Raw genomic sequence first — 14,659 nt, 5'->3', positions numbered from 1 at the left:
CACCCCGCGGTGGGCTGTTAGCATGTCTCGCATGAGCCAAGACGACTCCATCCCCGAAAGCGGCGCACCCGAGGGTACGCGTTCCGATACCTCTTCCCGCCCGGCCCGTTCGGCGCCACCGGCACGTCGCGGCAGCGGCACGTTGGCGGTTGCCCTGCTGATCTCGCTGGTGGCCGCGGGCGGCGCCGGCTATGTGGGCTGGCGCCAGTGGCAGCAGGAACAGGGCAGCGTGGCCAACCATGCCGCCACCGATGCACTCAAGCAGCGCGTGGACACGCTGGAAAGCGCGTTCAGCGCAAGCGACAGCGAACGCAACCTGCTACGCCAGCGCCTGGGCGATGCCGATCAGGTAAACCGCTCGCTGCGCGAGGAAGTGCTGGGCCAGGCCGAGCGCATGCGCAATCTTGAAGATGCCGTGGCCAAGCTGTCGGAAAAGACGCTGTCCGGCCACGACGCCATGCTGCTCGATGAAACCGAGTCGCTGCTGCGCATGGCCAAGGAACGCTACGACCTGTTCCACGACGCGCAGGGCGCCCTGGATGCCTATGCACTGGCGGACCAGGCCCTGGCTGCCGTCAACGACGACGCGTTCTCCGGCCTGCGCCAGAGCATCGGTGCGGAGCGCGAAGCGCTGACCAAGAGCAAGGCGGGCAATCTCGATACGTCACTTAGCACGTTGAGCCATCTGCGTGCGTCGATGACCGAGCTGCCGCTGAAGCCGCTGGATTCGACGGCCAACGATACATCGGGCAGCGGCTGGTCGCGCATCATGGGTGCGCTGAACAACGTGGTGAAGGTGCAGCGCACGAATGGCGCGCCGTTGTCGGTGGCCGATGCGCGTTTTGCACGCGAGCTCACCGCCATTGACCTTGCACAGGCGCAGGCCGCGCTGCTGGCTTCCGATCGCGATGCCTATATCGCTGCGCTCAAGCGCGCCGACGCCGGCCTGGCCGGGCAGTTCGACGAGGCAGCCGCACCGGTGCAGCAGGCCCGCGAGCAGCTGGCATCGCTGATCGCCCAGGCGCCGGGTGCACCGGTGCAGCTGGGCGCCGCACTCGGCGAGTTGCGCAACCTGCGGGCGGTGCATGCGCTCAAGCCCGCGAGCAGCAGCTCGGTCGGAGCCAGGCCATGAAGTTGTGGCGCTGGATTCTGTTGCTGGTGATCGTCGCGGCACTGGCCGCGTTCGGCTGGCATTGGGTGGCTGAAGATCCCGGTTATGTGCTGGTGCAGCTGCGTGGCTGGCAGGCGGAAACGACGGTGGTGGCCGCCGTGGTCATCCTGCTGCTGGCCTGGGCGCTGCTCAGCGCGCTGTGGTTTGCCGTGCGCTGGCCGTTCGGCGCGTTCACGCGTCGTCATCGCCGGCTGAGCCGCAAGAAGATGAGCGAAGGCCTGCAGGCCTTGATGGAAGGCCGACATGGCGACGCCGAGCGCGACCTGCACCGTGCATCGCGCCTCGATGCCATACGCGGCCCTGCGTTGCTGGCCGCCGCCGAAGCGGCGTCGCGTCGCGGTGAGAACAGCCGCGCACTGACCACGCTGGACGAAGCCGCCCAGGTCGCGCCGCGTGCCGCGCGTGTGCTGCGCTCACGCGTATTGCGTCGTGAAGGCCGCGCCACCGAGGCCGTGAACCTGCTTGCCGCGGACGCGGATGCGGGCAACCTCACCCCGGGTGGCTGGCGCGAACTGGCGCTGGCCGGTCTGGCCAGTGGCGATACGCGCCGCGCGCGCCAGGCGCTGGAGCCACTGCAGAAGAGCGGTGCGCTCGGCGCGAAGAGTTTTGCCGCACTGGAAGCACAGGTGCTTGCCGCGTCGCTGCGCAGCGCACCGGATGCCGCCGCGCTCAATACGTTGTGGTCGCAGCTGCCCAAGGCGCAACGCCGCGTGCCGGCCGCCATCGACGCCTATGCACGCCAGGCCGCCTCGTTCGGCATGGTGCTGCCGGCCATGGATGAAGTGGAATCCGCACTGCGTCGCGAATGGTCACCGCTGCTGATCGAAACCTATGGTTCGCTCGGCGGTGACGATATCGAGGCACGCCTGCGCCGTGCCGAGTCGTGGCTGGATGGCCACCCGAACGATGCCGCGCTGCTGCTCACGCTGGGTCGCATGTGCGTGCGGCTGAGCCTGTGGGGCAAGGCCTCGCAGTATCTGGAACGCTCCCTCGCGCTCACGCCCAGCAGCGGTGCATGGGAAGCGCTGGGCGATGTACACGCCGGCCAGGGCGATGCTGCGCTGGCCCAGCGTTGCTACCGCAACGCACTGGCGCTGGCCCGCGGTGAAGCGGTTGAGCCCTTGCCGCAGAATGCACGTTCCCCGCGGCTGGATACGCGCCCCATCGCCATGGAAGAACGCAGCGAACACGGCGTGCCAAGGCTGCCGGAGTAAGACAAAAAGCCGCTTCGATCCGAAGCGGCTTTTTTTCAGCTGGCCGAAATCGCCCAGGTGATGAATCCTGCGTTGACCGCGGTGAATACCAGCGACACGAGGAAGATCGCGTCGGCAATGTGTTCCAGCCGATGGTTGCGACCGCGGTTGCGCGTGCGCAGCGCCCAGTACGACAGCAGGCAGGAGGCCAGGTAGAGCATCGCGTTCACTGCGAGCAGGTCGTCGCCGAGCATGTCTTCCTTGCGCAGCGAGATCACCACGCGAAGGATGCCGATGACGGTCAGGCACACGCCGACCATCGCCGCCGATGCCGTGAAGATGTGCACGCAGATGTCGTGGTCCAGTCGCGCTCGGCTGGTGTCGGCGATGTCGCCGGAGGTTTCGCTCGTCATGGCGTGGCCCGTATCGAATGCCTGGACATTGGGAGCTTGCGCAAAGGGCGCCGGTTCCGGTCGAAGTTTCGTGCGTTTAGCGGCCAGATGATATCCGGCTCATTCCACCGGCCGCACCCACCAGCGTTGCACGCGCTCGGCCACGGCCACCACCGCCAGCGCACAAGCGATGCCCAGCGCCACCTCGCCCACGCGGGTCAGTGCGATCAGCCAGAACGAGCCGGAGTGCGGAACCAGCAGGATGATGGTGGTGGTGGTGGCGCTGAGTCGCGCCGCGCTGCCCACGCCCAGCGTCCAGCACGCGCCGATGGCCGCGACCAGGCCCACCACGTAGGCGCTGTATTGCTCGCCCAGCAGCAGGACGGCGCCGAAGCCGGCCAGACCGCCCACCAGCGCACCAATGATCTGGTCGCGCGAGGAGGCGCGCGTATCCATGTAGTTCTGCTGGGTGACGGCGATGGCGGTGAGTGCTGCCCAGAACGCCTGCTGGGTATGCAGCAGCAGGCCCAGTCCGTAGGAAGCGCTGGCGGCCAGCAGGGCCAGCAAGGCGAACCATGCACCCTGCATGAGGCGGTGCGTCCATGGCAGGTGGCGATAGACAAAGGCCATGCCCTGCTGCACGTCAAACAGCTGGCGCAGGTTGTCGCGCAGTGAAGGCTGGTCGCTCATGGTCGTCTGCCTTGTCGTGCCCCAGGGGTGCTTACAGTGGCGTCAGGTTGGCATAGGCATAGACCAGCCACTTGCTGCCGCTGCTGGCGAAATTGACCTGGATGCGCATGTGCGCGCCGCTGCCTTCCGCGCTCACCACGATACCCTCGCCGAAGCTGGGGTGGCTCACGCGCTGGCCCAGCGTCAGCGGCATGGCTTCCTCCAGCGACTTTGAGCCGCCGGTAGGGCGTGCGCCATACAACGGGCGACTTACCTGCACGCGCGGACGCACCTCGTCGATCAGCTCCGGCGGAATTTCGGCGAGGAAGCGCGACGGGCGTGCCAGCATTTCCACGCCGTGCATGCGGCGCGATTCGGCATAGGTGATGAACAGGCGTTCGCGGGCGCGGGTGATGCCCACGTAGGCGAGGCGGCGCTCTTCTTCGAGTCGGCCTTCGTCCTCGACCGAACGCTGGCTGGGAAACAGGCCTTCCTCCATGCCGACCAGGAAAACCACGGGGAATTCCAGGCCCTTGGCCGAGTGCAGCGTCATCAGCTGCACGCAGTCGTCCCAGGCCTCGCCCTGGCCTTCGCCGGCTTCCAGCGCGGCGTGCGACAGGAAGGCGGCCAGTTCGCTCAGGCCGGCTTCCTCATCGTCCGGCGTGAGTTCGAAGCGACTGGCGACGTTGACCAGTTCGTCCAGGTTCTCCACGCGCGATTCGGCGTTGCCGCGGCTGTCCTTCTCGTAGAAGTCGCGCAGGCCGGTGTGGGTGATGGCGTGGTCGATCTGTTCGGCCAGCGCCAGCGCGTCGCCCGTGCCGGCGCCGGCAAAGGCGCGGGCCATGTCCTCGATCATGGTGAGGAAGGCTTTCACAGCGTTCTTCGCGCGGCCGGCCAGTTCCTTGCCGCCGCTGAGCTCGCTCAGCGAGGCCTCCCACATCGAGCTGTTCTCGACGCGTGCGCGACGGCGCAGCACGTCCAGCGTGCGATCGCCGATGCCGCGCGGCGGGGTGTTCACCGCGCGCTCGAAGGCAGCGTCGTCCTGGCGGTTGGAGGACAGGCGCAGGTAGGCCAGTGCGTCCTTGATTTCCGCGCGGTCGAAGAATCGCTGGCCGCCGTACACGCGGAAGCGGATATCCCGCTGCATCAGCTGTTCTTCGAAATTGCGCGACTGGGCGTTGGAGCGGTAGAGGATGGCGCAATCGCGCGCCTCGCCGTGCTCGGCAACGTACTCGCGGATGCGTTCGATCACGAAGCGCGCTTCGTCCTGCTCGTTGTACGCGGCGTACAGCGCGATGCGCTCGCCCTCGCCGCCATCCGTCCACAGCTGCTTGCCGAGGCGCCCGCCGTTGCGTGCGATCACGCTGTTGGCGGCCTTGAGGATGGTGGAGGTGGAGCGGTAGTTCTGCTCCAGCTTGATGGTCTTGGCGCCGGGGAAATCGCGCAGGAACTGCTGCACGTTCTCCACTTTGGCGCCGCGCCAGCCGTAGATGGCCTGGTCATCATCGCCCACCACGAACACCTGGCCCGTGTTGCCGGCCAGCACGCGGATCCACGCGTACTGCAGCGTGTTGGTGTCCTGGAACTCGTCGATCAGCAGGTAACGCCAGCGGTCGCGGTAGTGCTCGAGGATGGCCGGGTTGTGCAGCCACAGTTCGTGCGCGCGCAGCAGCAGTTCGGCGAAATCCACCAGGCCCGCGCGGCGGCAGGCTTCTTCATACGCCTGATAGATCTGCACCAGCGTGCGCGTCATCGGGTGATCGCGATGCTCGATGCTGTCGGCACGCCGGCCTTCGTCCTTCCACTGGTTGATCTGCCAGGTGGCCTGGCGCGGCGGGAAGCGGGCTTCGTCCAGGCCCAGACCGGCGATCACGCGCTTGATGATGCGCTGCTGGTCGTCCGCGTCGAGGATCTGGAAGCCTTCCGGCAGGCCGGCCTCGCGCCAGTGGCGGCGCAGCAACCGGTGCGCGATGCCGTGGAACGTACCCACGGTCAGGCCCTGCGTACCGCCCGGGATCAGCTGGTCCAGGCGCGCGCGCATTTCGCCCGAGGCCTTGTTGGTGAAGGTCACCGCAAGGATCGCCCACGGCGAAATGCCCTCTACCTGGGTAAGCCAGCCGATGCGGTGGGTGAGTACGCGCGTCTTGCCGGAGCCGGCGCCCGCGAGCACGAGGTAGTTGCCGGGAGGCGCGCAGACCGCTTCGCGCTGCGCGTCGTTGAGCTTGTCGATCAGGTGGGAGACATCCATCCTGCCTATTGTAGCGGGCGGGGCTGGATCGGTCCCGAACGGCCCAAAATCCCCTGTAGGAGCGCACTAGTGCGCGACCGCGGCACGGCAGCGCGCCACATCATCTGGCATCCCGAATGGCCGCAGTCACCTGTCGCGCACTAGTGCGCTCCTACAAGGAGGCGGTGCTGCAGGCCGGGCTCATCAGTAACCGGGATCAAGGCTCAACAAATGCCACTGCACGATAAACGCGATGGCGCCAAGGCAGGCCAGCAGCAGGAGGCTGCTGCTGATACGTCGCCACCAGGCGCCGCCACGCCATGCGCGCCATGTCTCCCATGCTGCCGGCAGCGTGCCGAGCACGGCCAGCAAACCGACCAGGAACAGCAGCGCCAGTCGAAACTCCAGATGCAGCGTCCCCAGTCGCGGCAACATCAGGCACCAGCCGCCGGCGAACAGCAGGTAGAGCAAGGCGGTGAGCCGGCTGAGGCGATACCCGCGCATGTCATCGTCCGGCAACGCCAGCGCGGCGCGGCGCCGACCCAGCCAGGCCATCAGCGGCCATGACAGCGCGACCAGCGCGAAGACCGCGAGCAACAGCGACAGCACGCGGCGGACGCCGCCCGGCGTGGGGCCGGTGGCGGGCAGGTAGGCCTCCGTGGGCGACAGCACGTCGGTGGAAAGCATGCGCACACTGCCATCGCGCACCAGTGCGCCCAGCCAGCGGCCGGTGGTGTCGTCCTTCCACAGGTACGGCTTCACCTCGCGCCAGTGCGCGGCACCGAACATGGGCGTCACCGGCGAGCCATCGGCGGCCAGCGTGATCTCGCTCTGCAGGAACAGGTCGCGCAGGGCGAGCACGTTGCTCTGCGACGTGATGCTGGAGGTATAGCGACCGACCAGCTGCGCCGAGTGCTGCTTGTGGGTGCCCAGCGTGGCGGGCTTGAGTTGCGGCAGCGGCGGGAAATAGCGGGACGAGAAGCGCTCGGCGAGGGGGCGCAGCAACGGTCCGGCATCACCGCCGGCCGTGGCGATGAACAGGCCGGTGTGGTGTTCCGGAAACAGCGTGAGAAGGCTGTGGTATTCGTTGAAATCACCGTCCTGGTCGAGCACGACCTGGCCGTCGCGATCCCGGTGCGCGAAGCCCAGCGCCATGCCGGGCAGGCCGAGAATCGTCGCGCGCTGCCCGTCCTGCATCTGCTTCACTGTGGCCTGTTCCAGCAGCTGCGTGTTGCCGGCGCGGCCGAACTGCAGGTAGGCGATCATGAAGCGCGCCATGTCTTCGCCGCTGGTGGCCAGGCCGTTTGCGGGTGTGGGTACCACCAGCTTCCTGATGAGCGCAGGTGTTCCTGCCGGGCCAGCGTTTGAAGCGACGTTCGGCCACAACGGCGTCGATTGCGCAAAGGTGGTGTGCTGCATGCCCATCGGCTCGAAGATGTGCCGCCCGGTGAATTCGACAAAGCGCTGGCCCGACGCGCGTTGCACGATATAGCCGGCGAGCGCCAGGCCGTACGTGGAATATGCGGGAACGGTACCCACGGGATAGATTCGCGTCGGCAGCAGCGAGCCGTGATGCATTCCCAGCTCGTCCTCGTCGACGCGCTTGGGATCGGTGACGTACAGCCCTTTGCGCACATCCTCGAAGCCCGCGGTATTGGTCAGCAGGTCGCGCAGCGTCACCGGCTTGCCGTCATAAGGCGGAATGGTGAAGTCGAGATAGCGGTTCACATCCGCGTCGAGGTCCAGCTTGTGCTGCTCCACCAGCTGCATCACCGCCGTGGCGGTGACCGCGCCGGACATGGCGCCCACACGGAACATCGTGTCCGCCGGGTCGACGGCCTTCTGCCCGGCCGCGTCCGCATGGCCATAGCCCCGGGAGAAAAGGATCTCGCCATCCTTCACCACCACGACCACGGCACCCGTGACGCTGCCTTTCTGCATCACGCCATTCATTTCGCCGTCCATCCAGGGCTGCACGTCGGCGGCGCTGAGGTCGGCTGCACCCAGCTGGGTGACGGCGGCGTGTTTCGCCTCCGGCAGCGGCACGATCTGGATCTGCGCCTGCGCCCACAGCATGGACGGAAGCAGCATGAACGCGAGCGCCGCCGCGCGTTGGCGCCACGGGACCCGATTCACCACAGTGGTCGCGACGGCGTGCATGCATGACTCCTTGAAACGGCGCGGCAGGCGAACAGTATGCCGCGCCGTACTTTGCCCGGCGTCTGTGTCGCGTCAATGCGCGTCAGCGAGTCTTCAGCCGGGAACGTGCGCCGGGTCGCGTTTCATCTTCGCCACGATGTCGGCCAGCTCGCGCACGGCGGCCTCCGATACCTCGCGATGTGGCGTGATGTCGGGGTTGTTGAAGTTCCCTGTGTCGCCGATCACCTGCACCAGGATGCCGTCGCTGCGCGGCACCACGCTGAGGTTGTCCGTACGCAGGCCGTAGGTGACTTCGGGCTGCGGAATCAGTCGCGCGGTCTGTCCGCGCACGGGCACCACCGATTCGTCGCCGAACAGGGCGCGCGCGCCGTATCCGGTGGCATTGACCAGCGTGTGTTCGGGTAGCGACTGTAGCTGTTCGGGATGCTCGAACTCGCGGATCTCGATCTTGCCGCCCGCCGCCATGTACTCGTTCATCAGGTAGCTGGCGTAGCTCGAGATATTGAACATCAGCGTGGTGTAGCGACGCACGTTCGGTTCCGGGAACGGATGGCTGCCCGGCGGCAGCTCCACGGAGCGCGGCGTGAGATCGCGCACGCGGTCGGCGAATTCGCCGTACTCCGGTTCATCCGCCACATCGCCGTGGAACTTGCCGAAAGGCGCATCGGAAAGCGAGTAGCCGTCGATCCACTCGATGGGCTTGCCCGGCAGGCCGAGCATGCTCTGGTAACGCGCGTACGAAAGGCGCGCCATCATTTCCCAGCGATCGGCCAGTGCGGGCGCATGGGTGGCATCGCAGATGCGCGAGTCGGGCGTCCACAGGCCGGAGGCGCGCATGGAGAACACGTCCGGCGGAAACGCCTTGGCGTAGATGCGCACGGAGAGTCCGGCCTGCTGGGCGAGCAGGGCCGTGGTGAGGCCGATGGCGCCACAGCCGATCACGCCCAGTTCCTTCGCGCCGGTGGCCTGCACCAGCTGCAGGGCCAGCGTGCCCGAGCCCCACGACAGTGACCAGCCGCTCCCGCCATGCCCGTAGTTGTGCACCACGGTCTTCTTGCCCAGCTTCTGCGTTTCGATGCGCGGACCTTCCGCGCGGAACGGACGTGTGCACACGTACACGCCGGTGATGCGGTCGGTGTTGGCGCGGATCAGGGGCAGGGTGGGCGAGGTGGTGCCCGAAGCCTGGGTCGGTTCCACCCGCTGCCCCGCGCACGCGGCAAGGCCTGCCGTGGAGGCTGCGGCCAGCGTGGCGCCGGCCTGGCGCAGGAAGGTGCGTCGTTCCATGGTCCGTTCCCGGTGGGGAGGGGGAAACCCGTAGCCTACATGCTCGTCATGCCGGCCTGCCCCACAAAAGGGGGCGAGCGCCGGAATGACGGCGCTCGAACGTCAACCCTTCTTGAGGAATCCGCCCAGGGCGAGCAGCGCGCCCACGGCGATGCCGGCGATGCCAGCCCACTGCGGCAGGGCCTTGTCGTGGGTGGCTGTGACCTTGGCCGAACCAATCTGCACCAGCGTGTCGGTGGTCTGGTAACTGCCGTGGCCGGCCATTACCCAGATGCCGCCGGCCAGAAGGATCAGGCCAACAAGGATCAGCACTGCGCGCATGGAAAACTCCTATGGATCGGGACGCCGATCATAGGAGCAGAGGGAGAAAGAAAAGTCGACGGCGGCATGAAGTCAGGTGTCCGCCGTCGAGGGAGGTAAGCGGTGGTTCAGTCGATCCTGGCGAACAAGGCGCCATGGCCGGGCAGGCTGATGCCCGCATCGGTGGCGATGCCCTGGCTCAGCCCGTGGCCGTCGACGGCGGTGAGCTTGCCCACTTGCAGCGGCAGTTCCGCCGGCTGCTTCGACAGGTTGAACGCCACCAGCAGCGTGTCGTCACCGTGCTTGCGGGTGAAGGCGAGCACCGGTTCGGGCGTGTCGATGAACTGGATGTCGCCCCAGCGCAGCGTCGGCTGCGTCTTGCGCCAGGCCATGAAGCGGCGGAAGCCGTTGAGCGCCGACTCGGGCGTGGCGTCCTGCAGCGTGACCGCCAGTTCGCGATGTTCCGCGGGCACCGGCAGCCAGGGTTCGCCGACGCTGAAACCGGCGTTGACGCCACCGTCCCACGGCATCGGCGTGCGGCATCCGTCACGACCCTTGAAGGTCGGCCAGAAGGTGATGCCGTACGGATCCTGCAGGGCTTCGAACGGCACCTCGGCCTCGGTCAGGCCCAGCTCTTCGCCCTGGTACACGCACACCGAGCCGCGCAGCGAGCACACCATGGCGCTGAGCAGGCTGGCGAGCTGCGGCGAGGCGTCGCCGTTGCCCCAGCGGGTGAGCACGCGCGCCACATCGTGGTTGGAAATGGCCCAGCACGGCCAGCCCTCGAGCATCTGCGCTTCAAGATTGCGCACCGTGCCGCGGATGTAATCGGCGCTGAAGTCATCGGTGAGCAGCTCGAAGCTGTAGCCCATGTGCAGGCGACCGTGCTTCGTGTACTCGGCAGTCGTTGCGAGGGAGTCTTCCGAGGAGATCTCGCCGATGGCGGCAACGTCTTCGTACTGGTCCATCAAGGCACGCAGGTCTTCGAGGAACGCGAGGTTCTCCGGCTGCGTGTTGTTGTAGTAGTGGTACTGGAACGCGTACGGGTTGTCCGGGCTGAAGCCGCGGCCCACGCGCTTTTCCTCGGGCTTGGGCGGGTTGTCGCGCAGCTCGCGGTCGTGGAAGCAGAAGTTGATCGCGTCCAGTCGCAGGCCGTTGACGCCCTTGTCCAGCCAGTACTTCACCTCGTCGAGCACCGCGCGGCGCACGTCGGGGTGGTGGTAATTGAGATCGGGCTGCGAGGTCAGGAAGTTGTGCAGGTAATACTGGCCGCGGCGCGGCTCCCACTGCCAGGCGCAGCCGCCGAACAGCGACAGCCAGTTGTTGGGCGGCGTGCCGTCGTCCTTGGCATCAGCCCATACGTACCAGTCCGCCTTGGGATTGTCGCGGCTCTCGCGGCTTTCCTTGAACCAGGCGTGTTCCACCGAGGTGTGGCTGAGCACCTGGTCGATCATCACCTTCAGGCCCAGCGCATGCGCCTTGGCCAGCAGGCGGTCGAAATCGTCATTGGTGCCGAACAGCGGGTCGACTTCGCGGTAGTCGGCGATGTCGTAGCCGAAGTCCGCCATGGGCGAGCGGAAGAACGGCGAAATCCAGATCGCGTCCACGCCAAGGCTCGCGACATAGTCGAGCTTGTCGACGATGCCGGGCAGGTCACCGACGCCATCGCCGTTGGTGTCCATGAAGCTGCGTGGATAGATCTGATAGGTGACGGCGCCGCGCCACCAAGGTGCCTGACTCATTCGCTAGTCCCATTCCCGCCCGATGCGAGCGCTGCACACAGGACTTGATGTCCGAGCGAAGCGCGGGGGGCAGCTTAAAGGCAGAGTGCGAAGCGGGCGCTTCGTTTGCATACGTATTCAAAAAATGCCGTTATTGCGATGCAGCAGGACGCAAAGCGATGCGTTTGCACCCCGGGAAATTGCACCCGGCGGTTGCGGTCGGCGCGAGGAAAACCGCGATGCCAGCCGCTTTTCTCAGAAATACCGCCATGGCAGGCATGTGCATCGGTGCGCACGCGAGCTGGCAGGCGACTGTTGGATTTTTGTCAAAGGTGCACAAAAAAACCGGGGTATGAATACGTATGCAAGGGCCTGTTCGCTCTTTCTTGCAGCCCTACCATGGCCGCCACGCGACGGGGCCCTCCGATCATTCGGCATGTGCTGGCGCGTAGCCCGGCGCAGTCTGTGGGGACTGCAGTCGGCAACTACAAAACCAAGTGAAGTGCAAACCCGTGGGAGGGGAAGACGGTGGAACTGAAACGTAATGTGCTGGCCCTGGCGCTGGCGTCCGGTCTGTGTTTCACGGCCGGCATTAACGCGATGCCGACGGATACGGGCGCGAACGTGGCCGGCGCTGCCGCCACCAATGGCGCGACCAGCGATCAGGCTGCACCTGCTCAGCAGGGCGACCAGACCGCCAAGAAGGACGACAAGTCCAAGGAAACGCAGGATCAGCAGCTGGCCAAGAGCCTCGGTGCCATCACGGTAACGGGCTACAACCAGGGCATGGAAAAGGCGATCGACTACCAGCGTTACGCCGATACCATCCAGAACGTCATCACCGCGGCCGACATCGGCGGCCTGCCTGACCAGTCCATTGCCGATGCGCTGACGCGCCTGCCGGGCGTCTCGGCCGAGCGCATTGCCGGCCAGGCCTCGCAGATCAACATCCGCGGCCTCTCGGGCAACTTCATCCAGACCACGCTGAACGGTCGTGAGCAGCCGTCCACCAGCGGCAGCAACTACATCCAGTTCGACCAGTACCCGTCCGAGCTGATCAACATGGCCACGGTGTACAAGTCCTCGCAGGCATCGCTGGTCACCGGCGGCGTGGGCGGCACCATCGCCATGGAAACGGCCAACCCGCTCAATGCGCCGAAGGAACAGAACCTCAACATCGACGCGCGTGGCAGCTACAACAGCCAGGCGAGCGATGTGGCGGGTGCGCCTTCCACCGGCTACCGACTGAGCGCCGCATGGCAGGGCAAGTTCCTCAACGACACCCTGGGCGTGGGCCTGGGCGTGGCGCAGATGTACCAGCCGCATGTGGCCGAGCAGTTCGTCGGCGAAGCCTCCGACGGCAACCTCACGAAGCTGCCCAGTGGCCAGTACGCCTACCTGACCCAGGGCCTGCAGGTGCAGCAGAACGGCGGCAGCGAGCGCCGCACCGGCGAGATGGCCACCGTGGTGTGGAAGGCCACCGACGAACTGCAGTTCGGCGCCGACGCGTTCTACTCCAAGTTCAAGGACAGCTCGTTCGGCTACGGCTTCCGTACGCAGAACATCTACGGCGGCAACGCGACGATTTCCAACGCGGTGCTTGGCCCGTACGGCACGATGACCGGCGGCACGGTGTCCGGTGACGGCACCACCCAGTTCTCCAACGAGACCACGGCCGACAACTACACCACCAACACCAGCGTGTTCTCTGGTGGCCTCAACATGAAGTGGAACCACGGCCCGTGGCACGTCAACTCCGACGTGTCGCTGTCCCGTGCGAGCAGCGACGAGATCAACGTGGACACCACGGCTGATCCGTACAACAACCTCGGCACGGCCACCCCGTCGCTGATGGCGCAGTCCACCACCTATCAGTTGGCCGGTCGCAGCCTCGGCACCGTGTCGTTCGCCAATCCGGGCACGTACACCAACCTGAGTGACATGGGCCTGTCGCGTTACGGCGTCTACCCCTACATCTATCACGACAAGATGAAGGCGTTCCGCACCGACGTGAAGTACGACCTGCCCAACAGCTCGTGGTTCTCGGCGCTGGAAGCAGGCGTCTACATCAACAACCACACCTACAATGCCGACCGCGAAGTGTACGTCTACGGTTCGGAGTGGGGCACCGACAAGACGGCCGGCCTGCCGCTGACCATTCCGTCCAGCGCCGCGAGCGTGCGCTGCTGGAAGGGTGATTTCGCCAGCTATCCGTGCTTCCTGCAGCTCAATGGCGCTGCCATCCTCGCCGCGCACGGCATCACTGCCAACCCGGTGAAGGACATCAACAAGAACAGCTGGTCTGAAATCCAGAGCGGCTCGGTGGATGAGCAGACCCGCGACCTGTACTTCCAGGCCGATATCGATGCGCAGGAAGTGTTCGGTCACGAGCTGACCGGCAACGTCGGCATGCGCTACTCGCACCAGAAGCAGTACAGCGATGGCCTGCAGCAGGTGGGCAACGGTGCCGGCGTGCCGATCACCGACGGCAACGGCTACACCAGCTACGACTACGCGCCGCTGCATGTCGGCAAGACCTATTCCGACTGGCTGCCGTCGCTGAACCTGGCATACCACCTCACCGACGACGACCAGATGCGCTTCTCGGCCGCCAAGGTGCTGGCGCGTCCGCCGATCAACAAGATGCTGGCCGGTTCGGGTTCGTGGGTGTCTAACGGCCAGTACAACGTGTGGGGTGGCACCAGCCCGCTGCTGGATCCGCTGCGCGCGTTCCAGTGGGACCTGGGCTACGAGCACTACTTTGACGACCAGTCCGGCATGTTCAGCACCGGCGTGTTCTACAAGCACATCGACTCGTTCATCCAGGACGTGACCTACAACAACTACGACTTCGCCGCGGCCGGCATCACCGTGCCGACCGATCCGACCACGGGCCAGCCGTACCTCAACGGCGAGTACCAGACGTCGTACAACGCCAGCGGTGGCAGCGTGAAGGGTCTGGAAATGGCCTTCGCCAAGAACCACATTTTCCCGGGCATCTGGTCGGGCCTGGGCGTGCAGGCGAACTTCGCCCTCACCACCAGCAACGTGCGCAACCCGAACAACCTGGGCGGCGCGGAAGCGAACCTCAGCCTGCCGGGCCTGTCCAAGCGCGTGGCCAGTGCGGCGGTGTTCTACGACTACGGTCCGTTCTCGGCCCGCGTCTCGGGCAACTACCGTTCGAAGTTCGCCTCCGATACGCAGATGGCGGTGAACAACCAGATGGTCACGTTCGCGGCGGAAACGGTGTACGACTTCCAGGCCTCGTATGCCTTCACCGACCAGTGGCGCGCCGTGGTGCAGGTGCTGAACATCAGCAACCAGCCCACCCGCACCTACTTCGGCTCCGATCCGTCGCAGACCGGTACCATCCAGTACTTCGGCCGCACGACCTACCTCGGCGTCGAGTTCAAGCTGTAAGCCACGATCGCGCCGGCCTCCGCAAGGGGCCGGCGCGATGCTTTTGGGGTCGTGCCGGTTCCTTGCCGGTACGGCGTACACACCGCGAGGCCCGGCGTGGCGGTTTCCGGTCCGATGCGATG

Annotated in this window: 10 protein-coding genes; 3 read left to right on the top strand and 7 right to left on the bottom strand. The window is 66.1% G+C overall.

Translation table 11 applies throughout. The features are described from left to right. The first annotated feature begins 31 nt into the window (after window positions 1–31). On the top strand, window positions 32–1,132 hold the full coding sequence (locus H8F01_RS07745; protein WP_187058419.1) for a uroporphyrinogen-III C-methyltransferase: 1,101 nt from the start codon (window positions 32–34) through the stop codon (window positions 1,130–1,132). Continuing rightward, window positions 1,129–2,385: a heme biosynthesis protein HemY gene (locus tag H8F01_RS07740; protein WP_187058418.1), complete on the top strand. Its 1,257-nt coding sequence runs from the start codon at window positions 1,129–1,131 to the stop codon at window positions 2,383–2,385. Before H8F01_RS07745 ends, H8F01_RS07740 begins: the two co-directional genes overlap by 4 nt. 35 nt (window positions 2,386–2,420) lie before the next feature. On the opposite strand, the gene H8F01_RS07735 is transcribed toward H8F01_RS07740, so the two are convergent. The 7 genes from H8F01_RS07735 to H8F01_RS07705 all read right to left on the bottom strand — a co-directional run bounded on the left by H8F01_RS07735 (window position 2,421) and on the right by H8F01_RS07705 (window position 11,138). Continuing rightward, on the bottom strand, window positions 2,421–2,777 hold the full coding sequence (locus H8F01_RS07735; RefSeq protein ID WP_187058417.1) for a hypothetical protein: 357 nt from the start codon (window positions 2,775–2,777) through the stop codon (window positions 2,421–2,423). Between the two features lie 99 nt (window positions 2,778–2,876). Next, on the bottom strand, window positions 2,877–3,446 hold the full coding sequence (locus H8F01_RS07730) for an FUSC family protein (protein WP_187058416.1): 570 nt from the start codon (window positions 3,444–3,446) through the stop codon (window positions 2,877–2,879). Window positions 3,447–3,477: 31 nt separating this feature from the next. Further along, complete coding sequence (gene uvrD / locus H8F01_RS07725) at window positions 3,478–5,673, bottom strand: DNA helicase II (RefSeq protein ID WP_187058415.1); 2,196 nt, start codon at window positions 5,671–5,673, stop codon at window positions 3,478–3,480. A gap of 183 nt (window positions 5,674–5,856) precedes the next feature. Continuing rightward, a complete protein-coding gene (locus H8F01_RS07720; RefSeq protein WP_187058414.1) occupies window positions 5,857–7,812 on the bottom strand; it encodes a serine hydrolase domain-containing protein in 1,956 nt (651 codons plus the stop codon). 93 nt (window positions 7,813–7,905) lie between these two features. Further along, on the bottom strand, window positions 7,906–9,096 hold the full coding sequence (locus tag H8F01_RS07715; RefSeq protein WP_187058413.1) for an FAD-dependent oxidoreductase: 1,191 nt from the start codon (window positions 9,094–9,096) through the stop codon (window positions 7,906–7,908). A gap of 102 nt (window positions 9,097–9,198) precedes the next feature. Then, a complete protein-coding gene (locus tag H8F01_RS07710; RefSeq protein WP_187058412.1) occupies window positions 9,199–9,417 on the bottom strand; it encodes a hypothetical protein in 219 nt (72 codons plus the stop codon). A 107-nt stretch (window positions 9,418–9,524) separates the two neighbouring features. After that, window positions 9,525–11,138 (bottom strand): alpha-glucosidase family protein, encoded by a 1,614-nt coding sequence (locus H8F01_RS07705; protein ID WP_187058411.1) that lies wholly within the window; start codon window positions 11,136–11,138, stop codon window positions 9,525–9,527. Between the two features lie 507 nt (window positions 11,139–11,645). Between H8F01_RS07705 and H8F01_RS07700 the strand changes: the two genes are divergently transcribed. Beyond that, window positions 11,646–14,537: a TonB-dependent receptor gene (locus H8F01_RS07700; protein ID WP_187058410.1), complete on the top strand. Its 2,892-nt coding sequence runs from the start codon at window positions 11,646–11,648 to the stop codon at window positions 14,535–14,537. The last annotated feature ends 122 nt before the right edge of the window (window positions 14,538–14,659 follow it).

Origin of the sequence: Dyella telluris, assembly GCF_014297575.1 — a bacterium.
GTDB lineage: Bacteria > Pseudomonadota > Gammaproteobacteria > Xanthomonadales > Rhodanobacteraceae > Dyella > Dyella telluris.
This window is presented reverse-complemented; position numbering and strand designations above follow the sequence as displayed.